The organism is Phytobacter diazotrophicus (genome assembly GCF_052061655.1).
In the GTDB taxonomy this organism is placed as follows: domain Bacteria; phylum Pseudomonadota; class Gammaproteobacteria; order Enterobacterales; family Enterobacteriaceae; genus Phytobacter; species Phytobacter diazotrophicus.
Genome location: NZ_CM125428.1, coordinates 4,282,962 through 4,307,479, shown reverse-complemented (window position 1 = coordinate 4,307,479; position 24,518 = coordinate 4,282,962). Strand labels below are relative to the sequence as shown.

The following is a 24,518-nucleotide window of genomic DNA, read 5'->3' as shown; positions in this document are numbered from 1 at the left end:
TTTTTCATTTCTGGCCTCGGGAACCACACACAACCTTCACTTTTAACGAAAGCGCCCGAAGGCCAGATCCTTCTTTACCTTGTAGTTGCATTACAAAAATCACCGCGTCTGTGCCGACGTAAACATAAAACCGCAGAGCCTTTACAGGGGTGAGCCACGGGGAGTTTTGACTCTCTGCGTTCTCTCCCTGGGCACTGGCTCACCCCTTAAAGGAAAGTCCCATGAAGAAATCATTCACCGCTATTGCGGCGGTTCTCCTGTTTTCCAGTTTTGGAGCAACAGCCGCTGACATCACGATCACCACCGGGCAGCAGGGCTTAACGTACAACGCTGTATATGGTGTGAACCTTGCCGGTGCGCTAAGCGAATATGGCTATAAATCGACAGTAGTCCCGAGCAAAGGCTCACTGGACAACCTTGATAAAGTCGCCAGCGGCGAAGCGCAGATCGGTTTCACTCAGGCTGATGCATTTCAGTTCTGGCGCAGCCGACACGGTAACGAAGCTCAGAAGGTCGACATCATCGGCGAGCTGGGCGATGAATGCGTGTTTGTGGCCGTGAAAGACGGCGGGAAGGTCGGCAGCGAAAGCGATCTGAAAGAAGGCATTAAAATCGCCGTGGGTGAACCTGCCAGCGGTTCTTATGCATCCTGGCAATATCTCCAGTCCCTCGAAAAGGATTACGCGAAAGTAGAGACCTACGCAAAAGGCGGCGTTCGTTCGCTGGCAAAAGTCACTACCTGGGAATATGACGCGTTCCTGTGGGTGTCAGCACCAGACCGCACGAATAAGTTTCTGGAGTCAGTAAACCAGAAGGGCAGCGGCCTGACGATGATCAGCATGAATGGCTGGAACGTCGACGATAAGTTGCCAAACGGCAAAGCGGTTTATGAGCTGAAAAAGGCGGTCACTGAATCTGGCTGGCTCAGCGATTCAAAAGTGAAAGTGCCGTGTACTAAAACGCTGGTGGTCGCAAACACAGATGCCGGAGATGACATGCTGGAAACCGCATCAACTGTACTGCTCAAAAACCTGTCCCGCGTGCTGGGCAACAAATGATTAAGCGCATTGGCGGGTGGACTCTTTTTATCGTGTCTCTGTTTATTGCCTGGCGGCTGGCTGGCGTACTGATGGATTTTGCTCTGCTGGGCATTTCCATCGTCATGCTGGTGGTCTGCTGGTACCGACCTTATAAAGCTAAAAAATAATACTGCACAAAAATCCCCTGTTGTATGGGGGGGGAGTGTGGAATGTTATGAAAAAAAACAGGAAGTGACGACACCGTACACTCCATGTGAAATACAGCAACACGTCTGGTTATATGTCTGTTAACGCCTGATAAGTGTGGATCAGATCACGAAAATGTACAAAGCTAAATTTTGGCGAAATGCTTTTATACCCGTGGTAATGTATTTCTGTAATAAATCCAGATTTGCGGGGGTGTGTAAGACAGGTTGCTGTTTCTGTAACTTACACCAACGGTACGCAACAGTCCTGCACCTTCGGAATACTTGGAATTATGCATAACAAATATAGAGATAACCCTGATTTATGACCTGTCCCGTGGCAGGTCTTTTTTTATGGCTAAGGCTGTTGCTTTGTTTGGACGATGAGTTTAACTCATTGACGAATTGGTATTGGCAATTTTACATTGTTGAGGTGGTGAATCCCCCTGTGCGGAGGGGCGTAAACAGTACCGGTTTTCCACTACGGTCTCATTAGCTAACGCGAGTCACGGTGGCTGACCAAAGACTCACCGGGAGGCACCCGGCACCACAGTATTCTCTGTTTTGTTATTTTTCTCTTTAGGCCTGCTCCCTGCGAGTGGGCCTTTTTTATTTCTCCCTCTTCCACACAGCACTTCCCAAAAGCGGAGGTGGAGTATGTATCGAATGGACAAAATCACAACTGGTGTGAGCTACGGTTTTGCCGGAGCAAACGGAGGGTTCTGGGTGCTCCAGCTACTGGATAAAGTCTCGCCCTCGCAGTGGGCAGCGTTAGGTGTTCTCGCAAGTATTCTTTTTGGTCTGCTGACGTATCTGACCAACCTGTATTTCAAAATCAAAGAGGATCGGCGCAAAGCCGCCAGGAGTGAGTGATGGCAAACAGGGCAAAGCTTAGCGCGGCAATGTTGTCTCTCATCGCTGCAGGTGCATCAGCGCCGGTACTGTTTGATCAGTTCATCAGCGAGAAAGAAGGCAATGCGCTGGTGGCCGTCGTCGATCCCGGTGGCGTCTGGTCACTATGCCACGGCGTAACGATTATTGACGGTAAGCCAGTTGTTAAAGGCCAGCGCGCAACGGAAGCACAGTGCAAGAAGTTAAACGCCGTCGAGCGTGATAAGGCGCTTGGATGGGTAGAACGAAATATCAAAGTGCCGCTAACTGAACCGCAGAAAGTAGGCATTGCGTCATTCTGCCCGTACAACATCGGCCCCTCTAAGTGTTTCCCCTCCACATTCTACCATCGCATTAATGCTGGCGACCGTAAAGGGGCATGTGAAGCAATCCGCTGGTGGATTAAAGATGGTGGCCGTGACTGCCGGTTAACCAAAGGCCAGGCGAACGGCTGTTACGGGCAGGTAGAGCGACGGGATCAGGAAAGCGCGCTAACGTGCTGGGGGATGGATAAATGACGCCAAAAGCCTGGCTGATAATCGGGGCTGAGTTACTCCTGTCGCTTCTGCTTATTTACATCCTGCTTGGTCAAATTAGCAGTGAGAAAAAGCGGGCCGACGAAGCCACGTCGCTGGCTAAACAGCGTCAGGAAACCATTAAAGATATGACAGTACGTCAGCGTGATGTCGCCACGCTCGATGCGAAATACACTGGAGAACTCGCAGATGCTAAAAAGCAGCTTGAAGACCTGCAGCGTTGCGTTCGCACTGGTAAGTGTGGGTTGCGCGTCAACGCCAAATGTCCAGCGAACGGAACGGCCAGCGCCCCCGGCATGGATGATGCAACCAGCCCCCGACTTACTGACGCCGCTGAACGGGATTATTTCACCCTCAGAGAGCGAATCGATACCATCACCAAACAACTGACGGGCCTGCAGGCGTATGTACGTAATCAGTGCCTGAAATAGGATTAATTGGAAAGTCAATAACTTATTGATTTTAATATTTTTTTAATAAATGGTGAAGAAAATCAAGGGATTGATAATTTCTGTCGATTAGTTTGTTGGATATTATTTGCTATTTCCTATTAATGACATAGTCTTTACGATGGTTCTGTCAGCAAGGCCACAACTGATGGCAGAGTCTGTTATCCCGGCGAGGTTTCTCGTTTCCTTCTGGGTGGCTCCAGGATGTGAGGGCATCTTGCCCTGATAACAACTACCCAAGGCCACGTTTGAGTTAGCGTGGCCTTTTCTAAGTGTTTGTTAATGCTCTAACTTTGCATCCGAATTGTATATGTGATTAGGAGCACAGGCACATTCATTTATGTAAACCCGCTGCAGGTTAGAATAATGAAAAAGGTTTTGGTATTTTTTAACGCTCAGCCGGTTGAAGTTGTGGAAACACTAAAAGCTGTGACAACTATCCAACGGATTTGTCCTGATGGCAAAAAGGCGCACCTAAGAATAATGCAGGCGGGGATACATTCTGTAACAGGTGATCATATTGCAATTTACGTTGCTGCAAATCGGGAAATATCCTCCGAAGAAATTGTGAGGGCAGCACAAAAATTCCTTTGAAACAATTACTTAGTCTGCTTGATTAGATAACCATTCCGGCAGTTGGTGAGGGTTCATCATACATCTGATTCTCTTTTTTTTTGTAAAATGCCTTGAATAAAAAAAGAAACATATTAAATTCTGAGCGTCCCGATTTTACTGTTACGTTTGTAACATGCGGGAGTATGAGAAAATACGTATGAAGTTGGTACCGGGTGGCTCCTACATCTTCTTCTACGGTTGCTCATGATCAAAGTATGCATGGACGCTTAAAAAAGGGCATCAGTGCCCAAAAAAATAACCTCAGGAACAGGAAATCCAGTCTGTTCCTAAGGTATGCAATTGCATATTCGTTACACTATCACTGTAAAGAAACTATAAGTAGTCTAAATGAGAATGTTCTCATAAATTAAAGTCTCATATTTGCTTTGTTCTACTAGTTGTCATTTTCTCAATGAAGCCACTGGCATCCGCTGGTGGCTTTTTTATTGCGCCTCGCACGCGCAGCCTAACGATATCTTTCAGTAGTGAGCCTGGGGCATTCCGCTTTATCGGGCGGTCTTCCCGTGCGTCAGGCTCACACCTAAAAGGAAACAAACATGAACTTCCAGATCAAAAAAGTGATCGTCAACATTTCATCACTTGGCTCTACGCTTTCCAGTGATCACCTTACTGTTCACGTGTACGCCAGCAATGAAGCTGAAAAGTTGTTGGTTGGTCGCCTGGATTTTGTGGGCAAAACAGATTCAGTTTTCAAAAGTTCTCTGAATGTGATTTGTCCTGATGGGTTTGAACTATCGGCCATTGCCGTGGATGAATTCGGTGCGCTACATCCATTTAACGACAGATGGGGCATAGCGGTCGCTGATGATTTGTATTTTCCGCGTGGTGGAGTTCTCCCGCCTGAAAAGGCTATAAGCAAAGAACTTTCCGGCGCTGCTGGTCGCGATGCTGTTCAGGCTATCGTTGGGCGCTATCTTACCGGCGAAGCCACAGAATACGCAGAAGATATGATTGATGAATTGATGGCACTGCGTTCTGTACGAGAGCTGGTAATCAAGACGTCAATTGACGCTTCCGAACTACAGTCGACCATTGATGAGGTGCTGGACTCAATCCGTAAGAGTGATGTGTTCAAAATACTCAGCGGCCAGGGAATTGAGAAACCAAAAAGCGACGGGCAACAGCAGGTTGTATTCGATAATGATCAGCACCGCGCCGGAATTATAGCTAATGCCACCAGCCTAATTGAAGCGATGAATGCAGCATACGCCAGACAAGAAGCGATGATGATTGAACTGGCATCTGCTCGTGCTGCCATTACGGAAAGCATTAACCAGGCTGTGAATGATGCCATTGCAAATGCTCTCAAGCCTGGTGGTTTACTGTACGCAAGGAAGTGACTATGCGCATAAGGATTGAACGATGCCCGCTCTAATACCGAGAGCGTGCCGAAAGCGTGGATGCCCAGGCACTACCACGGACCGTTCAGGCTACTGCGATAAGCACCGCAACGAAGGCTGGGAGCAGCACCAGCAGGGCAGAAGCAGACATCAGCGAGGATACGGCAGCAAGTGGGAGATTCGCCGCGCTCGCATCCTAAGCCGTGATAACCACTTGTGCCAGTCATGCCTGAAAGAGGGCCGCGCTGTACCTGCTGTGACCGTTGACCATATCAAGCCGAAGTCGCAAGGGGGTACCGATGATGATGCCAACCTGCAAAGCCTGTGCTGGCCGTGCCATCGACACAAAACAGCGACCGAATGAGAGCTATTCTCATCAAGGCGGGGGGGGGATCAAATCCCTACAGCCGCGCGGCCTGCGGACCGACGCCTGACCTTTCTTCACATCGCCGCAGGTTACGAAACTTTTTTTGGGGATCCCCAGCCGATCATTAATAGGAGTTTTCGATTATGTCTGGACCACCGAAAACCCCGAGCCATCTGCGTTTGGTGAGGGGTAACCCATCCAAGCGCCCGATCAACAAAGATGAGCCAAAACCCCCGAAAGGGGTTCCCCCAACTCCGAAGCATTTCGATAAGCAGGGTAAGTACTGGTTCAAGCGAATGGCCGAGGAACTGGACGCATTAGGCGTTCTTTCTGAGCTGGACGCGCGTGCGCTTGAATTGCTGGTTGAGGCATATACCGAATACCGACACCACTGCGACACACTGGAGCGTGAAGGTTACACCTACGCCGTTTATAGCGAAGACGACGGCGACGAAAGAAAAGAGCGCGAAATTCGCATGATAAAGGCTCACCCGGCGGCAATTATGAAGGCTGACGCCTGGAAACGACTTCGCGCCATGCTGGCAGAATTTGGCATGACGCCCGCCAGCCGCTCAAAAGTCAGTATTAAAAAACCCGGCGAGGTTGATCCAATCGCTGAGTTCATGAAAGCGAGGGACTAATGGCTAAGGTGGCAGAAGGCATACGCTACGCCGAACGGGTGGTGGCGGGGGAAATTGTTGCCTGTGAATATGTGCGCCTGGCCTGCCAGCGTTTTCTTGATGATCTGGCGCACGGTGAGGAGCGGGGCATTTTTTTCAGCGAGGCGCGCGCGCAGCACATCCTCAATTTTTATAAATTTGTACCTCACGTTAAGGGGGCACTGGCAGGCCAGCCGATAGAATTAATGGACTGGCATGTTTTCATTCTGATTAACATCTTCGGCTTTGTTATTCCCCTGGTGAATGAAGCGACCGGGGAGGTGGTTCTGCGTAACGATGGCAGCGGACGCCCGGTAATGGTTCGCCGCTTCCGGACCGCTTATAACGAAGTGGCCCGAAAAAACGCAAAATCTACGCTTTCCTCTGGTGTTGGCCTCTATATGACCGGGGCTGATGGCGAAGGGGGCGCAGAGGTCTATTCAGCGGCGACCACCCGCGATCAGGCTCGTATTGTTTTCGAAGACGCCAAAAACATGGTGAAAAAGGCGAAAGCGACACTGGGCCGACTGTTCGAATTCAATAAGCTGGCGATTTACCAGGAGCAAAGCTCATCCAAGTTTGAACCGTTATCGTCTGACGCCAACAATCTCGACGGCCTGAATATTCACTGCGGCATCGTCGATGAGTTGCACGCACATAAAACGCGTGATGTGTGGGACGTTCTTGAAACAGCAACAGGTGCGCGCCTGCAGTCGCTTTTGTTTGGCATCACAACCGCCGGATTTAATAAAGAGGGCATCTGTTACGAGCTGCGCGACTACGCCATAAAGGTTCTGCAGGGCTACAACAGCAAGGTTGAAGGCGCCGTTAAAGATGACAGCTTTTTTGCCATCATTTTCACCCTTGATAAAGGCGATGATCCGTTTGATGAAACGGTATGGCAAAAAGCGAACCCCGGACTGGGCATCTGTAAACGGTGGGATGATCTGCGCCGCCTGGCGAAAAAAGCGAAAGAGCAGGTTTCCGCGCGCGTTAATTTCTTCACAAAGCATATGAATATCTGGGTGACCGCTGAATCAGCCTGGATGGACATGATGAAGTGGGAGGCTTGTGAAGACATCGCGCCCGTGCATGAGCTGAAAACGTACCCGATGTGGGTTGGCGTGGATTTGGCCCATAAAATCGATATCTGCGCAGCCGCGAAGATATGGAGGGCCGATAACGGCCACCTGCATGCGGACTTTAAATTCTGGTTACCCGAAGGGCGTCTGGAAAAATGCTCTGAACAAATGGCGCAGATGTACCGGGGATGGGCCATGCTCGGAAAATTAGAGCTGACCGACGGTGACGTAATCGACCATCATCAGATCAAAGCTGATTTGCTCGACTGGATTGGCGGGCAAAGCCTGAAAGAGGTCGGTTTTGACCCCTGGAGTGCCACACAATTCAGCCTTGCACTCGCCGAAGAAGGGATCCCGCTGGTGGAGGTTCCTCAGACGGTCCGCAACTTCTCTGAGGCCATGAAAGAGGTTGAGGCGCTGGTGTACGGGGGCAGATTTCACCATTCAAATCACCCGGTAATGAACTGGATGATGTCGAACGTGACGGTCAAACCGGACAAAAACGACAACATTTTCCCGAATAAATCCACACCGGAAGCAAAAATCGACGGTCCGGCAGCGCTTTTTACCGGGATGAGCCGCGTGCTTGTGAACGGTGGCGATGCTCCCGACTTCCTTTCCACTCTGGACCCGGATGACGACCTCTTAATTCTATGAAATCTCTGATTATCGACATTATCGGGCTGTCCGGTTTCGGGCTGCTCACGGGCGGGGTTTATCTGCAGTTTGGGCTGGCCCCTGCGTTGATGTTTTCTGGTGGGTTGTTGCTGGTGGGGGCGTTGTTGACAGCAAAAGGGGGCAAGCGTGTTACTTGATGCCATTTTCCGCAGTGAACCACTCGAAAATCCCGCCACGCCGCTGACAGGTGAGACCGCCGACGCTGACAACAGCCTGGGGCGTGATATTTACGTCAGCCCGGTGACCGCCATGAAGCTGGCGGCGGTGTATTCCTGTATTTATGTGATCGCGTCCAATCTTGCGCAAATGCCGTTACACGTCATGCGAAAGAACGGGAATGCAGTTGCTCCGGCGCGCGACCATCCGGTGTTTTACCTGCTGCACGATGAGCCAAACATCTGGCAGACCAGCTATAAATGGCGCGAACTCACTCAGCGGCATGTGCTGGGCTGGGGGAATGGATATGGCTGGGTGAAGCGTTCCCGGCGCGGGGAGGTTCAGTCGATTGAAAACCCGATGCCCTGGGAAACCACCTTACTGAATACCGGTGGGCGCTACACCTACGGGGTTTACAACGAAGAGGGCGCTTTTGCGATCAGTCCCGACGACATGATTCATGTTCGCGCACTGGGTAACAACCAGAAAATTGGCCTGTCGCCCATTATGCAGCACGCTGAAACCATCGGTATGGGGATGAGCGGCCAGCAGTACACCAGTTCATTTTTTAACGGCAATGCACGACCTGCCGGGATTATCTCCGTGAAAAACGACCTGAATGAAGAAAGCTGGTCGCGACTGAAAAAAGTATGGCAAAAAGCCGTGGCCGCGCTGCGCAGCCAGGAAAACAAAACGATGTTGCTCCCGGCGCAACTGGATTACAAAGCGTTGACGGTTTCCCCGGTCGATGCACAGATCATCGATATGTCCAAACTGAACCGTTCAATGATTGCCGGGATTTTCAACGTCCCGGCACACATGATTAACGACCTGGAAAAAGCCACGTTCAGCAATATCACCCAGCAGGCCATTCAGTTTGTTCGCTACACGATGATGCCGTGGGTGACTAACTGGGAGCAGGAGCTTAATCGCCGCCTTTTCACCCGTGCCGAACGTGCTGCCGGTTACTACGTGCGCTTCAACCTGACGGGGCTATTACGCGGTACACCGCAGGAGCGTGCCCAGTTCTACCACTTTGCCATCACCGATGGCTGGATGAGCCGCAATGAGGCCCGCGCCTTTGAGGACATGAACCCGGTTGACGGGCTGGATGAAATGCTGGTCAGTGTGAATGCCGCAAATCCTGCCAGCGATTTTAAACCCGATAAAACAACAGAGGATAAAACCGATGAATGACCGTGAATTACGGTGTTACAGCGGCGAGGTTCGGGCAGAACAGCAGAGCGATCAGCCCACGCGGATCATCGGTTACGGTTCCGTGTTCAATTCCCGTTCCGAGCCACTCTGGGGCTTTCGCGAAATCATCAAGCCCGGTGCGTTTGATGACGTTCTGACAAACGACGTTCGCGGACTGTTTAACCATGACCCGAATTTCATTCTTGGGCGCAGCGCGGCGGGTACGCTATCGCTGAGCGTGGATGAGCGCGGCCTGCAATATAACATTCTGGCACCGGATACGCAGACCATTCGCGATCTGGTCATTGCGCCGATGATGCGAGGTGATATCAGCCAGTCTTCGTTTGCGTTCCAGGTGGCACGTGATGGTGACGACTGGTACGAGGATGACGAAGGCATTGTGATTCGTGAAATTAGCAAGTTTTCCCGTCTGTACGATGTCTCGCCGGTGACGTATCCGGCCTATCAGGATGCTGATTCCGGCGTCCGCTCTATGAAAGCCTGGCAGGAGGCGCGCAACAGCGGTGCGCTAAAGAACGCCATTAACCAACGAATGGCGCGCGAGCGCCTGCTGACCCTTCTTAACGCGTAAGGATATTTTTATGAAACTGCATGAAATTAAACAGAAACGTAACACCATCGCAGCGGACATGCGCGCGCTTCACGAAAAGATTGGCGATACCGCCTGGACTGACGAGCAGCGCACGCAGTGGGGCGCGATGAAATCTGAGCTTGACGCGCTGGACGCCCAGATTGCTCGCGAAGAAGAACTTCGCCGCCAGGATCAGACTTATATTGAAGATCAGGAAGGAGAGCAGCGCCAGCAGCAGGGTAACAATGGCGATCCACAGCAACAGGCCAGTGAACGCCGCGCCGCCGCGTTTAATGGCTTCCTGCGCCGTGGCGTAGCTGAACTGAGCACAGAAGAACGTCAGGCGTTGCGCGAACTGCGTGCGCAGGGTACCAGTCCTGATGAGCAGGGTGGTTATACCGTTCCGACCCAGTTCCAGAACCGCATTGTTGAATCCATGCGGGCCTATGGTGGCATTGCCAGCATTTCGCAAATCCTCACGACGGCCACCGGGCAGGATATCGCCTGGTCAACGTCCGACGGTACGACAGAAGAAGGTGAACTTCTTGCTGAAAATACCGCAGCCAGTGAGGGTGATACCACGTTCGGTACCGCCATTCTGGGTGCAAAAAAACTCTCCTCCAAAATCATCCGTGTGTCCAATGAACTGCTGCAGGATAGCGGTGTGGATATTGAGGCATTTCTTGCGTCACGCATTGCGTCCCGTATTGGACGCGGTGAGGCGAAATACCTTGTGCTGGGTACGGGGGCTGGTACGCCGCTGCAGCCGAAGGGGCTGGCAGCATCAGTGACCAATACGGTCAGCACAGCAGCAGCCGCAACCTTTAAATGGACTGAGCTGAACTCCCTTAAACACGCCGTTGATCCGGCATATCGCAATGGTCCTAATGTGCGCTTTGCCTTTAATGATGCGACGCTGCAGGTAATTGAAGAGATGGTGGACGCGCAAAACCGTCCGCTGTGGTTGCCCAGCATCATCGGCGGAGCACCGGCTACGGTTCTCCAGACGCCATATGTTATCGACCCGGCCATTCCGAATGTTGCAGCGGGCGCCAAGTTCGCTTATTTCGGTGATTTTAACCGCTTCATCATTCGCCGCGTGTCGTATATGACCCTCAAACGCCTGGTGGAGCGTTACGCTGAGTATGACCAGACCGCATTCCTGGCCTTCCATCGCTTTGACTGTGTGCTGGAAGACACTGCAGCGATTAAAGCGCTGGCGGGTAAATCCGCGTAATCGAACCCCGGAATTGCCTCCACCGCTTCGGCGGTTTTTTTATGCCCGCAGTTCGCTGCGGGCTAAGGAAAATCATGGTTCCTTCACTCGAACAACTGCGGATGCAGTGCCGTATTGATGACGATGACACATCAGGCGACGCTCTTTTAACGCTGATGGCGGCGGCGGCACGAAAGCGTGCGGAAAACTTTATCAACCGTAAGCTGTATGACGTGGTCGTACCTGACACCGATCCTGACGGTCTGGTTATCAGCGAGGACATTTGCCTCGCGCTGATGCTGCTGGTGGGCCACTGGAATGAGAGCCGGGAAGAAGCCTCCGAAGTGGCAAAAATGAGTATCCCCTGGGGCTTCGCTTCGCTGCTTGAGCCTTATCGTTATATTCCACTTTAAGGGGTACGGTATGCAGGCAGGTCGAAACCGTCACCGCGTCATCATCCAGAATAAAGTCACGACAAGATCGCCGTCAGGCCAGATTAAGGAAGACTGGCAGAATGGTAAGGAAGTATGGGCAGAAGTGAACGGCGTTTCTGGCCGGGAGCTGGTCGCCTCTGCGGCAGAAAAAGCAGAAATAACAATCCGTGTCTGGATGCGTTACCGCCAGGATGTTTCAGCAGCGTCACGACTGAAAATTATAACTGGTCCATTCAAAGGAAAAACGCTCGAAATCGTGGGTCCACCAATACCGGATGCGAAAGCAACCCGGCTGGAAATTCTCTGTAAACAGGGGGTAAAAACGTGATTAATACACATCTGGATTTTTCCGGGGTGCTTGACCTGTCTCTTGATCTGAATTTACTCAGCAAAGCAGAAAGTAAAAAGGTTCTGCGCGATGGCACCCGCGCTGCTGCTGAGGTTGTTCAGGCATCCATCATTGAAAACGCCCCGGAGCGTACCGGGAAACTGAAAAAAAACGTCATGGTGGTAACCATGCCGGGGCGGAAAAACGCTATTTCATCCGGCATTCATATCCGTGGTATTAACCCGGACACGGGTAACAGCGATAACAAAATGAAGGCGGGCAACCCTAAAAACGCGTTTTACTGGCGTTTTGTTGAACTCGGAACGTCAAGCGCACCCCCGCACCCTTTCGTCCGTCCTGCATTTGACGCCAGTCAGGATGAGGCATTTCGTGTAGCCATTGAAAAAATGAATGCTGCAATTGATGAGGTGTTAGCCAGATGACTGAGGCCGACGTTTATTCACTCATCGGTGCGCTGGCGGATGGGCAGGTTTACCCTGATGTGGCTCCCCTCAGTGACACGGGTTCGCCTGCCATCTCCCCACCGTGGATTACGTTTACACTGGTCAGTCAGGTTTATGGCGACACGCTGGGTGCACTGGCGGAGGAAACCACGTCACTACAGGTTGATGTTTACGCTGACACCGTCGATGACGCCCGCGAACTGCGTGACGCTGCTCAGGCTGCGCTGGTTCCACTGCGATTTACCCGGCTCACGAAAACCGGTGGCTACGAATCTGACACAGGGTTGCGACGGGCCACGCTCGAAATTTCCATCCAGCAGTAATTAACCCCATCACCAACATAACCGCCGCCTGGCGGTTTTTTTTCGTCTGGAGAAAACATGACCAGTAAATATGAAAAAACAAAGGGCACGCAGATCGGCATTTCGAGTGCGCCGGTCACCGAAGAGGATTTTAAGGCCGCCGGGTTTCCGACTGCTGGTATCACATTCCTGGTTGCCGAATGCGCCACGAAAGAGATCAGCTACACCGGCGGCCAGAAAAGTGACATCGATGTCACCACGCTTTGCTCCACCGAGCAGGAGCAGACCAACGGCCTCGCGGCTCCGGCAGAAATGTCCATTTCCCGTAACTGGGTGGGCGATGAAGAGGCGCAACTGGCGCTACAGACGGCGTATGAGAATGACGAGCTACGGGCGCTAAAAGTCGTTTTCCCCTCCGGCAACGGTTTTTATGTGCTGGTGGAGGTTCGGCAGAGTAGCTGGTCTGCCGCAACATCTGCTGTGGTCGGGGCAACTTATTCCCTGCGCGTCAAAGGCAAGCCAAAACGCATTGTCGCGGCTGCATCGGGTTCGTAAGCGGCTCCGGCCGCATTTTTATCCTTATTAAACGGGAAAATAAATGGCTATTAAGAAAAAATCACTGCGCGATCTGGCGCTCACTGCTGATTCTGCATATCGCACAAAAATCGTTGAGGTTCCCGAATGGGAGGGCGCGACGGTCATTCTGCGCGAGCCTTCCGGTGGTGCGTGGGTGAAATTTCGTGAGTTTGTCGGCGAACCGGAAGAAGACGCGCCGCCGCTTTCAGCCGCGCAGGAGTTTTTGCGGAATAAACGCGCCGACGTGATCCTGCTAATTGATGTTCTGCTGGATGAGTCCGGTACACAGATTTTTAGCGAGTCTGACACAGACCAGCTCGTTGAAATTTACGGGCAGGTACATGCACGTCTGCTGCGCCAGGCAATTGCACTCAGCTCGTCACAGGAATATGCGGAAAAAAAGTCGCGCAGCCGCTGACGTTCTTTCTCATGTCTCTGGCGCTCCGTCTGGGGCGAACCCTGCACGAACTCCGGCAGACGCTGACGGCCAGCGAACTGAAACTGTGGATCGCCTATGACCGACTCAGCCCCATTGGTGACTGGCGCGGTGATGTTCAGGCGGCGCAGATTTCCGCTGCCGCTATTAATGCGCAGGGCGGTAAGGCGAACATGACTGATTTGATACTAAAATTCGGTCAGCAGGAAGAAGAAAGCAGCGAGTTTGAAAACTGGATGTCTGATCTGTAATGCCCGCCCCGTGCGGGCTTTTTTGTGGGTGATATATGGCAACGTTGCGCGAACTGATTATCAAAATTTCCGCCAATTCAGCATCGTACCAGTCTGAACTGGCGCGCGCTGGTCGTATGGGGCAGGATTTCTACCGCACCATGCAAAATGGTGGTCGTCAGGCTGCCGCTGCCGCCCGCGAAAGTGAACGGGCATTGTCAGATCTGACCAGCGGTTTCGCCACGGCTGGCCGCGCCGCGTCCGCTGCTGCGGCTGCATTTGCCACGGGTAAAATTGTCGCGGTTGCTGATGAATGGACCTCGGTTAATGCACGGCTGAAACAGGCCTCGGCATCGACTGAGGATTTTGCAGCATCCCAGCGCCGGTTAATGGCGATCAGCCAGAGTACAGGAACCGCGTTTTCATCGAATGCCAACCTGTTCTCCCGCGCTGCTGCATCAATGCGTGAATTTGGTTATTCCTCCGGCGACGTTCTTAAAATTACCGAGGCGGTCAGCACGGGTCTGAAATTATCGGGGGCCAGTACAGAGGAGGCGGGCTCCGTCATTACCCAGTTCAGCCAGGCACTGGCGCAGGGTGTGTTGCGTGGCGAGGAATTCAACGCCGTCAATGAATCCGGTGATCGTGTCATCCGTGCGCTGGCCGCAGGCATGGGCGTTGCGCGTAAAGACCTGAAGGCGATGGCAGATCAGGGGAAACTCACGATAGATAAGGTTGTCCCGGCGTTAATCAGCCAGTTGGGTACGTTACAGAGTGAATTTGCCTCGATGCCGCAGACCGTTGGCGGCGCGATGCAGAAAGTTGAAAACTCATTCATGGCCTGGGTCGGCGGAGTGAACAACGCAACGGGCGCGACACAGTCTCTTTCCGGTGGGTTAACGGGTGTCGCCGGTATTCTGGATTCGTTCACCCATTCCGCTGTCAGTGGTGCGCTCAATGACGTGGCTAATAACATGTCAATGATCACCACCGTAGCGGGCGCACTGGTTGGTGTCGGCCTGGCTAAATACCTCGGTGGCGTGGTAACCAGTGCCACGGGGGCCACCGCGGCGCTCATTTCTGCCGCTAAGGCTGAGGTGGCGCTGGCCGTTGCACAGGATAAAGCCGCAGCTTCGTCTGTCGCTGCCGCCCGCGCGGATGTGTACCGGGCACAACAGGCGTTACAACGGGCAAAAAGCGCCGACGTTCAGGCAGCCCAGCAGGAGCGCGTGGCAGCAGCAGAGGCGAAAGTCGCAGCCGCTCAGGCCCGCCTGACAACCGCACAGGCCAGCGGTACAGCTACCGAGAAGGTAAAGGCGCGCACAGCGCTGGAGCGGGCACAGGCGGCGCTGGTGGCCGCAAAAAACACCGATGCGCAGGCAGTTGCCGAACGCCGCCTGGCAGCGGCGCAGACTGGCCTCAGTAATAACCTGGCAAACCGTGTCAGCGCGCAGAGCAACCTGAATAGCGTAACCGCAGTCGGGACACGTCTGTTGGGTGGCGCGCTGGGGCTGGTTGGGGGTATCCCTGGACTGGTTATGCTGGGAGCGGGTGCGTGGTACGCCATGTACCAGAACCAGGAGCAGGCGCGCCAGTCGGCACAGGAATATGCACGGACCATTTCCGAGGTTATTAAGGCGACCAAAACGATGAGCCTCCCGGAGTCTGACGACAACCGGGTTAAGGCTGTAGCCTCACTGGCCGAGCAAAATCGCCTCGTCGACGAGCAGGAGAAAAAAGTCGCCGCCGTTAAACGGCAAATCGACGAACTGAATAAGTCGCGCGGCCAGCCTGGCATGACGAGTGAAAATGATGCAAATATCGTTAAGTCGCTCGGTATTCTGACTGACCAGTTAACGGTTGAAGAAAACAAGCTGAACCAGATGCGCGACCGTTCCCATGTCATTCAGAAAGCCCTGGAGGAAATAGAAACAAGACGAAATGATCTAATTCGCGAACAGGCCTGGCGACAAAACGAGGCTTATTATTCGCTGTTAAAAATGACAGGTGCACACTCTGAGTTCAACAGGCTCATGAGTCTGGGTAACACACTTCTCTCTGCACGTAACAGCCTGGTGCGGGTACCTATGGCGATCCCACAGGCACCCGTTTCCGCTAAAGATGCGCAGGCGCTGGAGAAAAAGCAGCAAACAGCCGAACTGGCTGGACTCACTGGCAAGGATAAGGTTTTACGCCAGGCTGATTTTGAACTGGAAAGCATGGGTAAGACGGGGCCAGAGAACACCACTTTTTCCTCAAACTGGCGCAAGGCCGCCGTAGATGAATATAACAATACGCAAAACGTAGCAAATGCTCAAAAAGCAAAAGAGGCCGCTACGCGCGCCGCCGAAAAAGCGGATCGCGCCGCCACCGCGCAGGCCGAACGCTATACCAGTAAAATTGAAGATCTCACCATTGCCATTCAGGTGCAAAAGGTTCGCTCCAGCGAGGGAGAGAAAGCGGCTGACTTGTACGCCGCTGCGCACCAGAGCGGTATTAAATGGACCGCTGAACAGACCGAGGAAATTCGGAAGCAGGCCGCAGAGCTGTCCCGCTGGACGGCACGGGCTGACGATAACGTCAAGAAACAGCGCGATCAGGCTGAGGCACTGAAACAGCTTACCGAAGCTACACGTAAATTCCGTGACGAGGCCACGTCGGCGACGGATACCGCCGGACTGAGCGACAGGCAGCGGCAACGTTTCGACGAAACCCAGCAGGTTGAGCGACAATTCGAAAAAACCGATAAGGGCACCGCCGCTATCGCTGCGCGGAACGCTGCGCTTACTGAACTGAATAACAAATATAAGGCGATTGCCGAATCTGAGTCTGACTGGCGTAACGGCGCTTCTAAGGGGTATGCGAACTGGCTGGAGGAAATGTCGAACATTTCCGGGACCGTTTCGGATGGCGTTAAATCCTCGCTTGATGGCGCATTCAGCAACGTAACATCCATGCTGGAGGGAAATAAGGTCTCGTGGAAATCCTGGGGTATTTCGGTTCTGCAAATCCTTGAAAAAGTCGCGCTGCAGATGGCAGTTGTTAATGTACTCGGCACTTCTGGTGCATCAGGTTCTTCTGGCCTGCTTGGTTCTCTTGTCAGCGGAATAGCAGGGTTTATCGGCGGTGGCGGCACATCTTCGGTTATGTCTTCAACATCCAGCACGGTAGTCACCGGACAAAGTTTCTCCGTGCCAACGCCACACCTTAATGCCCTCGGTAGCGTGTACGACTCACCGTCCCTTAGCGCATACAGCAATGGTGTTTACAGCACCCCGAAAACATTCGCATTTGCCAAAGGCGCGGGAATTTTCGGAGAAGCAGGACCAGAAGCCATTATGCCGCTGACTCGTGCTGCTGATGGTTCACTGGGGGTACGTGCTGTCAATTCAGGTGTAAATAACGTTCAGACAGCCAGCGGTTCGCCGCAGGTTTATATCACCATCGAAGGTAATGGCAATACCAGCGTTCAGACGGATGGCGGTATGACAGAACAATTCGGCAAGGAGATTGGGAGCTATGTTGAGCGCCGTTATCGCGAACTGATGGCGCGTGATATTGCCCCAGGCGGTGCCGTATGGAATCTGGCTAAAGGAGGTCGTTAATGGCTATCGAAACATTTACCTGGTGCCCGCGCATTAACCCGGAGCAGGAAGTCAGTTTCCGAACACGCAAAGCACAGTTTGGCGATGGTTATGCGCAGGTTTCCGGCGATGGGCTCAATCCACGTTCGCAAAAGTGGACTCTGGAGTTTACGGGGAGCGAAACCTATATCACGACGATTAAAGCCTTTCTGGACAGGCATGGTGGGGTGAAAGCATTTCAGTGGACGCCACCGCTTGAGCCGCTGGGCTTATACCGTTGCGCAGGCTATAAGCCCACGCCGCTGGGCAATAAAAAATACAACCTTTCCGTGACCTTTGAACAGGCATTCGCACCATGAGTTTAAACAACGATTATCAGAAACTGGAGCCGGGTAACACCGTTCGGTTGTTTGAGGTGGACGGTACCGCGTTTGGCGTTGGCGAGGTTTTGAGGTTTCACAATCACAATATTCCCCATACAGAAGCGGAAATAACCGCCGCTGGTGGGGATGAGTCAAAACTTCCGGCTAAATCCATCTGGTGGCAGGGCGTCGAGTATTCAGCGTGGCCATGCCAGATTGATGGCCTGGAAAAATCGACTACCGGCAGTGGCGCCACGCCAAAACTGAACGTGGCGAACCTTGACGGCTCCATCACTGCGCTTTGCCTTGCATATGACGACCTGTTGAAAGCGACGGTTACTATACATGACACGCTGGCGCAGTATCTGGATGCGCGTAATTTCACTTCCGGCAATGCCACTGCAGATCCCACTCAGGAAACATTGCAGGTCTGGTATATCGACGGGAAAAATACAGAAACGTCAGAGGCTATCGAGTTTCGGTTAACCAGCCCGATGGACCTGCAGGGCTTAATGATCCCGACCCGTCAGCTTCATTCTCTCTGCTCCTGGTGTATTCGTGGTAAGTACCGCAGCGGTGATGGCTGTGATTATGCAGGCACGAACTACTTCGACAAAAACAACAACCCGGTAACTGATCCTTCATTAGACCAGTGCAACGGCACGCTAACGGCTTGCAAGTTACGGTTCGGCGAAAATAACGAGCTTTCTTTTGGTGGATTCCCCGGCACGTCACTCATCAGGAGCTGATATGCGTCAGAAAACCATAGATGCCATCATGGTGCATGCCGCTGCTGAATATCCCCGTGAGTGTTGTGGTGTCGTGGCGCAAAAAAGTCGAGTGGAGAGATATTTTCCTTGCCGTAATCAGGCTAACGAACCCACTGAACATTTTGTTCTGTCGCCGGAGGATTATGCTGCCGCCGAGGACTGGGGGACGGTGATCGCTATTGTGCACAGCCACCCTGATGCGACAACACAGCCCAGCGAACTGGATAAGGCGCAATGCGATTTGATGGCTATCCCCTGGCATATTGTCAGTTGGCCGGAAGGTGATCTGCGTACAATCAACCCGCGCGGTGAATTGCCACTGCTGGAGCGGCCTTTTGTGCTGGGGGTTTACGACTGCTGGGGGCTGGTAATGTCCTATTATCGGCAAACGTACGGCATTGAGCTGCCGGATTACCGCGTCGATTATCCGTGGTGGGAGGACAAGTACCCCGATAATTTATATCAGGATAACTGGTATGAATGCGGATTCCGTGAAGTGTCTGGAGACCCGCAACCGGGTGATGTAGTGATCATGCAGGTGCAGTCCAATAAATGGAATCACGCCGGGGTTTTGCTGGAAGGTAATCTGTTGCTCCATCATCTTTATGGGCGACTCAGTAATCGCACTCCGTACGGTGGCTACTGGATGGAACGAACAATGAAAATTTTGCGTTATAAGACTTTGTGCTAACCTATTTTTTTATTGCTAATAGGATAGGGATATGAAAAACGCATTGCTGTTTTTTTTTGTGATTAGTTTGGTTGGTTGCTCTACTGAGCCGGTCAACCCAAATTATGCGAAGGAAGTTTCCCCCACAGCTTCTTTTGGAAAAAAAGAAAATCACGTTCCGGTTACGATAGTTAGAGATAAGGGGTTTATAGCAGGTGGGTGCGCAATAACAGCTTTTATCGATGGTAAGCCTGTTGCTGAGTTGAATACTTCCGAAAAGGTAACAGCTTATGTTAATCCCGGTGAGATTATAGTTGGAGCTGGATTTATTGGGAAAGGCCTATGCTCCGGAGCACCAAAAAAAGAACGAGAATTTATAGTTAGAGAAAATACTCCTAGATTTCTCAGAGTGTTTATAGATCAAAGCGGCAACGTTGATATATTGCCAATGACCTTAAACTAAAAACAACCACCTACGGGTGGTTTTTTGTTGGGGAAAACATGAAAGAGATAATGATACAAATTGAGCTTGGCGGAATTCTCGGAAAAACTTTTGGTAAAATCCATCATCGCTTGATCAGTACAACCCATGAAGCCACCCGTGCACTGGCCGCAACTATTCCCGGCTTCGAAAAATTTATGATAACCAGTAATCGACGCGGACTAACCTATGCGGTTTTTCGCGGTAAAAAAAATATTAGCCAAGACGACCTGGGTTTCCCTGTAACAAATGAAATTATTCGCATAGTCCCAGTTATTATTGGCAGTAAAAAAGCTGGCGTGCTTCAAACTATACTAGGTGCTGTTCTTGTGGTTATTGGTGCAGTTCTTAACTTCACTCCTCTTGCTGCTGCTTCGCCATTTTTCTACCAAGTTGGTGGAGCAATGATTATTGGTGGTGTTATTCAGATGCTCTCACCACAGCCCGCAGGATTAGCCAGTAAACAGGATGCCGATAACAAAGCATCTTACGCTTTTGGCAGCGTCACGAATACGGCAGCACAGGGATATCCAGTTCCATTGGGTTATGGAAAGCGTCGTATCGGCGGTGCAATTATTTCGGCGGGGATTTACGTTGAAGACCAGCAATAAAAATACCTCAATTTAATGACCGCCTCCGGGCGGTTTTTTTATGGGCGCAATATGGCAAATAAGAAAATTCAGGGTCGCAAGGGCGGTAGCTCCAGTTCCCGCACGCCAACTGAACAACCCGATGACCTCCAGTCGGTAGCGAAAGCAAAAATCCTGCTGGCGCTGGGTGAGGGTGAATTTTCCGGCGGCCTCACTGGGCAAAGTATTTTCCTGGACGGTACGCCGTTGCTTAATGCTGACGGTTCGTCAAATTTCAGCGGTGTAACCTGGGAGTTTCGTGCAGGCACACAGGCGCAGCCCTACATTCAGGGTATGCCGGGCAGTGAAAACGAGATCAGCGCAGGCGGTATTACTGTTTCCAGTGCAACTCCCTGGACCCGTACATTTACGAATCCCCAGCTTTCTGCAGTTCGCCTGCGCCTTAAATGGCCGTCAATTTTCAGGCAGGAAGATGATGGCGATCTGGTGGGTTACAGCATTAACTACGCCATTGATCTGCAGACAAACGGCGGCGCGTTCCAGACGGTAATTAATACCTCAGTCAGCGGTAAAACGACCAGCGGTTACGAGCGCAGTCATCGCATCAATTTGCCAGCCGGTGCCACAACGTGGACGGTTCGCCTGCGCAAAATAACTGCGGACGCGAACAGCGCAAAAATCGGCGATACCATGACCTTGCAGAGCTACACGGAAGTGATCGACGCCAAGTTGCGTTACCCGAATACCGCTCTGTTGTACATTGAGTTCGACTCCAGCCAGTTTAATGGCTCAGTACCACAGATTTCCTGCGAACCCTATATGCGTGTGATTCGCGTACCGGATAATTACGATCCCGTTACTCGTTCATATTCTGGAACATGGCAGGGTGGTTTTAAGTGGGCGTGGACGGACAATCCGGCGTGGATATTTTATGATCTGGTGGTAACTGATCGCTTTGGGCTGGGCGACAGGCTGACGGCAGCTAACATCGATAAATGGATGCTGTATCAGGTTGCGCAGTACTGCGATCAGCTTGTCCCTGACGGGAAAGGCGGTGATGGTCTGGAGCCTCGCTACACCTGCAATGTTTATGTGCAGGACCGTAACGATGCATACACAGTCATGAGGGATTTTGCGGCTATTTTCCGGGGTATGACGTACTGGGGCGGCAATCAGATTGTTGCTCTGGCTGATATGCCGCGTGATGTCGATTACAGCTACACGAACGCAAATACCCTTGACGGTAAATTCACGTACAGCAGCAGCACCTCTAAAACCCGCTATACCTCTGCACTGGTTTCATACTCCGACCCGGCGAATGCGTATTCCGACGCAATGGAGCCTGTATTCGAGCAGGATCTGGTGCGTCGCTTTGGCTTTAACCAGCTTGAACTGACGGCTATCGGCTGCACCCGGCAATCGGAGGCAAACCGTAAGGGGCGCTGGGGCATTCTGACCAATAACAAAGACCGCGTGGTGACCTTTTCTGTCGGGCTCGACGGGAATATCCCGCAGCCGGGATACATTATTGCTGTCAGCGACAGGGATCTGGCCGGAAAAGTGACAGGTGGCCGCATCAGCGCGGTAAGTGGTCGGGTACTGACGCTCGACCGCGTACCGGATGCCGTGGCGGGTGATCGCATCATGGTGAACCTCCCGACAGGCGCATCACAGAGCCGCACCATTCAGGCAGTCAGCGGAAATAAAGTCACCGTTTCGACGGTGTTCACTACAACGCCAGAAGCCCAGGCGGTGTGGGTGGTTGAGTCAGATTCGCTTTATGCTCAACAATACCGCGTCGTCAGTGTTACGGAAAACGACGACGGCACGTTCACCATCGTGGGTGCCGCACACGACCCGGATAAATATGCCCGCATCGATACAGGTGCGATTATCGATCAGCGCCCGGTAAGCGTTATCCCGCCGGGTAATCAGTCTGCACCTTCGAATATCGTCATTTCCAGCTATGCCGTTGTGAATCAGGGGATCAGCCTGGAGACGATGCGCGTCAGCTGGGACCAGGCACCTAATGCCATTTCTTACGAGGCCCAGTGGCGGCGTAACGATGGCGACTGGGTGAACGTACCCCGCAGCTCTACCGCGTCGTTTGAGGTACCGGCCATTTACACCGGACGTTATCTTGCACGGGTGCGGGCTATCAACGCGGCTGAAATTTCCTCCGGCTGGGGATATTCAACCGAGACAACACTGACCGGGAAAACGGGAAATCCGCCTAAACCTGTCGGTTTCACCGCATCAGACAATGTGGTTTTCGGCATTGAACTGAACTGGGGATTCCCTGCGAACACGGACGACACGCTGAAAACGGAAATTCAGTACAGCACCACGGGGACGACTGATGATGCGGTTTTGCTGGCAGACGTGCCGTATCCGCTGCGCAAATATCAGCAGATGGGACTCAAAGCGGGGCAGGTTTTCTGGTACCGCGCGCAACTGGTGGACAGAACCGGGAACGAGTCGGGGTACACCGACTGGGTGAGGGGGCAGGCCAGTGTTGATGTGTCTGATATCACCGATGCCGTGCTTGAGCAGATCAAGGATACCGAACTGTTCAAAGACCTTATTGAAAATGCCGTGGAGAGCAGTGAAAAGGTTGCTGAACTGGCAGAGGCGGTCAGACAAAACGCCGACCAACTGGCGGCGGCAGTGGGCGCGAACCGACAGACAGCAGAGGCCATCATTGGTAATGCCCTGGCTATCGCTGATGTGGTGGTGAGACAGTCGGCGCAGAACGGCGCAAACTCGGCATCGTTCACTCAGTTGCGGGAGGTGATTGCCACAGAAACACAGGCCCGCGTTACGGACGTCACGCGCCTGGAGGCGAAAACCGACCAGAACTCGGCACAGGTAACACAGCTCACGCAGGCGCTCTCTGACGAGACTCAGGCCCGCGCCACGGCGGTTGATACACTGACGGCTCAGACGGAGGACAATACCGCTAACGTAACCCAGCTCACACAGGCGGTGTCCACCCTCGACAGTTCTACCGCATCCCGTTTCGACGAACTGTCAGGGAAAACGGCTAACGCGGCTGGCGGGGTGCAAAACACGGCGGTGGCACTGATTCAGAACACACTGGCGCAGGTGAGTCAGGATGTAAAACAGAGCGTGCAGTACGGCGCTAATGTGGCCAGCATTCAGCGCGTTGAGAACGTTGTCGCCAGCAGTAATGAGGCCACTGCGCAATCATTACTCCAACTCCGCACGGACGTGGCTGGGAATACCTCGACTATAAGCAGTCTGTCTCAGTCCCTCTCCAGTTATCAGCAGGCATCTGCCACGCAGATAAATTCACTGAGTGTAACGGTTAACAGCCATACATTGTCTATCGCCACTAACGCTCAGGCAGTAGCAGATATCAACAACAATCTGAATGCGATGTACAGCATCAAAGTCGGTATAGACGCCAACGGCGTGCAGTACGCGGCAGGGATGGGGATTGGTGTGCAAAACACACCCAACGGCATGCAGTCACAGGTTATTTTTCTTGCTGACCGTTTCGCTGTTATGTCTCAGGCAGGAGCCGCCGTCACACTGCCGTTTGTTATTCAGAACGGCCAGACGTTTATTCGTGACACGTTTATCCAGGACGGGACTGTTGGAAACCTGAAAATTGGTAACTACATTCAGTCAAATACCTGGGACGGGACAGGGAATGTCGGCTGGCATATTAACAAATCTGGATACGCGACGTTTAACGGCGTCACGGTACGCGGGACTGTTTATGCGACGGACGGGGAGTTTACCGGGAAAATCAATGCGACCAGCGGGACGTTTAAAGGCACAGTTCAGGCTGAATCATTTATCGGCGATGTGGCTGTGGGGCAGACGTTTAGTGATATTGAGGGAGATAATGTCACCCGAAATTTTGTATACACCGATTCCGGTAACCTGCCTGGTGAAAAACATGTAGTGATAATGGCGCTGGTTAAGGTCCAGATTTCTGCGACAGAGGCCGGTGCAGGGATTACTCAGACAAAAGGGACGGCGATTCTCACCATTGGTGGGTCGAGCAGAACCATTGACGTTTATACCCCACCAAATACTGACAGATCGCGTCCTACGTACGTCACGGTTATGCACAGCGCCCGCGTTACCGGACAGGTGGTGAATTGTTCGATTCAGATGCGCAGTGATAATGCGACATATCACGCGAACGTTGGTATTTATTCCCCGACAATACACGTATCCAGGGGTTCCGGTTCGTTCACTCAATCCTGATTTCAACCCGCTCCGGCGGGTTTTT

The 24,518-nt window shown here is 52.5% G+C and carries 28 protein-coding genes; all 28 read left to right on the top strand.

The features are described from left to right. The first annotated feature begins 221 nt into the window (after window positions 1-221). The 28 genes from ACS0RQ_RS21035 (at window position 222) to ACS0RQ_RS20900 (ending at window position 24,493) form a co-directional block, all read left to right on the top strand. Entirely contained in the window at window positions 222-1,058 is an 837-nt protein-coding gene (locus ACS0RQ_RS21035; protein WP_271850299.1) for a TAXI family TRAP transporter solute-binding subunit, read from the top strand. Further along, the gene (locus tag ACS0RQ_RS21030) at window positions 1,055-1,207 is read left to right on the top strand and encodes a hypothetical protein (RefSeq protein WP_167337870.1); all 153 of its coding nucleotides are present in this window, start codon (window positions 1,055-1,057) and stop codon (window positions 1,205-1,207) included. The genes ACS0RQ_RS21035 and ACS0RQ_RS21030 overlap by 4 nt, the downstream gene beginning before the upstream one ends. Window positions 1,208-1,882: 675 nt before the next feature. Continuing rightward, the gene (locus ACS0RQ_RS21025) at window positions 1,883-2,098 is read left to right on the top strand and encodes a class II holin family protein (RefSeq protein WP_271850298.1); all 216 of its coding nucleotides are present in this window, start codon (window positions 1,883-1,885) and stop codon (window positions 2,096-2,098) included. Then, window positions 2,098-2,634: a lysozyme gene (locus ACS0RQ_RS21020; protein WP_271850297.1), complete on the top strand. Its 537-nt coding sequence runs from the start codon at window positions 2,098-2,100 to the stop codon at window positions 2,632-2,634. The genes ACS0RQ_RS21025 and ACS0RQ_RS21020 overlap by 1 nt, the downstream gene beginning before the upstream one ends. Beyond that, on the top strand, window positions 2,631-3,083 hold the full coding sequence (locus ACS0RQ_RS21015; RefSeq protein WP_271850296.1) for a lysis protein: 453 nt from the start codon (window positions 2,631-2,633) through the stop codon (window positions 3,081-3,083). Before ACS0RQ_RS21020 ends, ACS0RQ_RS21015 begins: the two co-directional genes overlap by 4 nt. A gap of 384 nt (window positions 3,084-3,467) precedes the next feature. Beyond that, complete coding sequence (locus ACS0RQ_RS21010; protein WP_249573362.1) at window positions 3,468-3,695, top strand: hypothetical protein; 228 nt, start codon at window positions 3,468-3,470, stop codon at window positions 3,693-3,695. Window positions 3,696-4,273: 578 nt separating this feature from the next. Next, a complete protein-coding gene (locus tag ACS0RQ_RS21005) occupies window positions 4,274-5,077 on the top strand; it encodes a hypothetical protein (RefSeq protein WP_271850295.1) in 804 nt (267 codons plus the stop codon). A gap of 22 nt (window positions 5,078-5,099) precedes the next feature. Next, window positions 5,100-5,441, top strand: a complete 342-nt coding sequence (locus ACS0RQ_RS21000; protein WP_249573331.1) for an HNH endonuclease — start codon at window positions 5,100-5,102, stop codon at window positions 5,439-5,441. A 146-nt stretch (window positions 5,442-5,587) separates the two neighbouring features. Next, a complete protein-coding gene (locus ACS0RQ_RS20995; protein ID WP_499079235.1) occupies window positions 5,588-6,085 on the top strand; it encodes a phage terminase small subunit P27 family in 498 nt (165 codons plus the stop codon). Beyond that, window positions 6,085-7,842 (top strand): terminase large subunit, encoded by a 1,758-nt coding sequence (locus tag ACS0RQ_RS20990; protein WP_125125521.1) that lies wholly within the window; start codon window positions 6,085-6,087, stop codon window positions 7,840-7,842. The genes ACS0RQ_RS20995 and ACS0RQ_RS20990 overlap by 1 nt, the downstream gene beginning before the upstream one ends. Next, window positions 7,839-8,000 carry a hypothetical protein gene (locus ACS0RQ_RS20985; RefSeq protein ID WP_271850292.1) on the top strand — a complete coding sequence of 54 codons (162 nt, stop codon included), beginning with the start codon at window positions 7,839-7,841 and terminating at the stop codon, window positions 7,998-8,000. Before ACS0RQ_RS20990 ends, ACS0RQ_RS20985 begins: the two co-directional genes overlap by 4 nt. Continuing rightward, the gene (locus ACS0RQ_RS20980; protein ID WP_499079234.1) at window positions 7,990-9,216 is read left to right on the top strand and encodes a phage portal protein; all 1,227 of its coding nucleotides are present in this window, start codon (window positions 7,990-7,992) and stop codon (window positions 9,214-9,216) included. The genes ACS0RQ_RS20985 and ACS0RQ_RS20980 overlap by 11 nt, the downstream gene beginning before the upstream one ends. Continuing rightward, window positions 9,209-9,808 carry an HK97 family phage prohead protease gene (locus ACS0RQ_RS20975; RefSeq protein ID WP_499079233.1) on the top strand — a complete coding sequence of 200 codons (600 nt, stop codon included), beginning with the start codon at window positions 9,209-9,211 and terminating at the stop codon, window positions 9,806-9,808. The genes ACS0RQ_RS20980 and ACS0RQ_RS20975 overlap by 8 nt, the downstream gene beginning before the upstream one ends. A gap of 10 nt (window positions 9,809-9,818) precedes the next feature. Continuing rightward, complete coding sequence (locus tag ACS0RQ_RS20970) at window positions 9,819-11,045, top strand: phage major capsid protein (RefSeq protein WP_334634428.1); 1,227 nt, start codon at window positions 9,819-9,821, stop codon at window positions 11,043-11,045. 74 nt (window positions 11,046-11,119) lie between these two features. Continuing rightward, window positions 11,120-11,437 (top strand): head-tail connector protein, encoded by a 318-nt coding sequence (locus ACS0RQ_RS20965; RefSeq protein ID WP_249573240.1) that lies wholly within the window; start codon window positions 11,120-11,122, stop codon window positions 11,435-11,437. A 10-nt stretch (window positions 11,438-11,447) separates the two neighbouring features. After that, window positions 11,448-11,786, top strand: a complete 339-nt coding sequence (locus tag ACS0RQ_RS20960; protein ID WP_125125519.1) for a phage head closure protein — start codon at window positions 11,448-11,450, stop codon at window positions 11,784-11,786. After that, complete coding sequence (locus ACS0RQ_RS20955; RefSeq protein ID WP_125125518.1) at window positions 11,783-12,229, top strand: HK97-gp10 family putative phage morphogenesis protein; 447 nt, start codon at window positions 11,783-11,785, stop codon at window positions 12,227-12,229. The genes ACS0RQ_RS20960 and ACS0RQ_RS20955 overlap by 4 nt, the downstream gene beginning before the upstream one ends. Further along, window positions 12,226-12,573, top strand: coding sequence for a tail completion protein gp17 (gene gp17 / locus ACS0RQ_RS20950; protein WP_103245424.1), 348 nt, complete (start codon window positions 12,226-12,228; stop codon window positions 12,571-12,573). The genes ACS0RQ_RS20955 and gp17 overlap by 4 nt, the downstream gene beginning before the upstream one ends. A gap of 57 nt (window positions 12,574-12,630) precedes the next feature. Beyond that, window positions 12,631-13,107, top strand: coding sequence for a phage tail tube protein (locus ACS0RQ_RS20945; RefSeq protein ID WP_103245425.1), 477 nt, complete (start codon window positions 12,631-12,633; stop codon window positions 13,105-13,107). Window positions 13,108-13,150: 43 nt separating this feature from the next. Then, window positions 13,151-13,546 carry a phage tail assembly chaperone gene (locus ACS0RQ_RS20940; protein ID WP_103245426.1) on the top strand — a complete coding sequence of 132 codons (396 nt, stop codon included), beginning with the start codon at window positions 13,151-13,153 and terminating at the stop codon, window positions 13,544-13,546. An 11-nt stretch (window positions 13,547-13,557) separates the two neighbouring features. Continuing rightward, window positions 13,558-13,815, top strand: a complete 258-nt coding sequence (locus tag ACS0RQ_RS20935; RefSeq protein WP_103245427.1) for a phage tail assembly protein T — start codon at window positions 13,558-13,560, stop codon at window positions 13,813-13,815. Between the two features lie 35 nt (window positions 13,816-13,850). Next, window positions 13,851-17,399 carry a phage tail tape measure protein gene (locus tag ACS0RQ_RS20930; RefSeq protein WP_334634423.1) on the top strand — a complete coding sequence of 1,183 codons (3,549 nt, stop codon included), beginning with the start codon at window positions 13,851-13,853 and terminating at the stop codon, window positions 17,397-17,399. Further along, entirely contained in the window at window positions 17,399-17,737 is a 339-nt protein-coding gene (locus ACS0RQ_RS20925) for a phage tail protein (protein ID WP_334634420.1), read from the top strand. The genes ACS0RQ_RS20930 and ACS0RQ_RS20925 overlap by 1 nt, the downstream gene beginning before the upstream one ends. Then, window positions 17,734-18,489, top strand: a complete 756-nt coding sequence (locus ACS0RQ_RS20920) for a phage minor tail protein L (protein ID WP_334634418.1) — start codon at window positions 17,734-17,736, stop codon at window positions 18,487-18,489. The genes ACS0RQ_RS20925 and ACS0RQ_RS20920 overlap by 4 nt, the downstream gene beginning before the upstream one ends. A gap of 1 nt (window position 18,490) precedes the next feature. Then, entirely contained in the window at window positions 18,491-19,201 is a 711-nt protein-coding gene (locus ACS0RQ_RS20915) for a C40 family peptidase (protein ID WP_334634416.1), read from the top strand. A gap of 31 nt (window positions 19,202-19,232) precedes the next feature. Next, complete coding sequence (locus ACS0RQ_RS20910; protein WP_334634414.1) at window positions 19,233-19,643, top strand: hypothetical protein; 411 nt, start codon at window positions 19,233-19,235, stop codon at window positions 19,641-19,643. 38 nt (window positions 19,644-19,681) lie between these two features. Beyond that, on the top strand, window positions 19,682-20,272 hold the full coding sequence (locus tag ACS0RQ_RS20905; RefSeq protein ID WP_334634412.1) for a tail assembly protein: 591 nt from the start codon (window positions 19,682-19,684) through the stop codon (window positions 20,270-20,272). A gap of 51 nt (window positions 20,273-20,323) precedes the next feature. Further along, window positions 20,324-24,493, top strand: coding sequence for a TipJ family phage tail tip protein (locus ACS0RQ_RS20900; protein ID WP_334634410.1), 4,170 nt, complete (start codon window positions 20,324-20,326; stop codon window positions 24,491-24,493). Window positions 24,494-24,518: the final 25 nt, after the last annotated feature.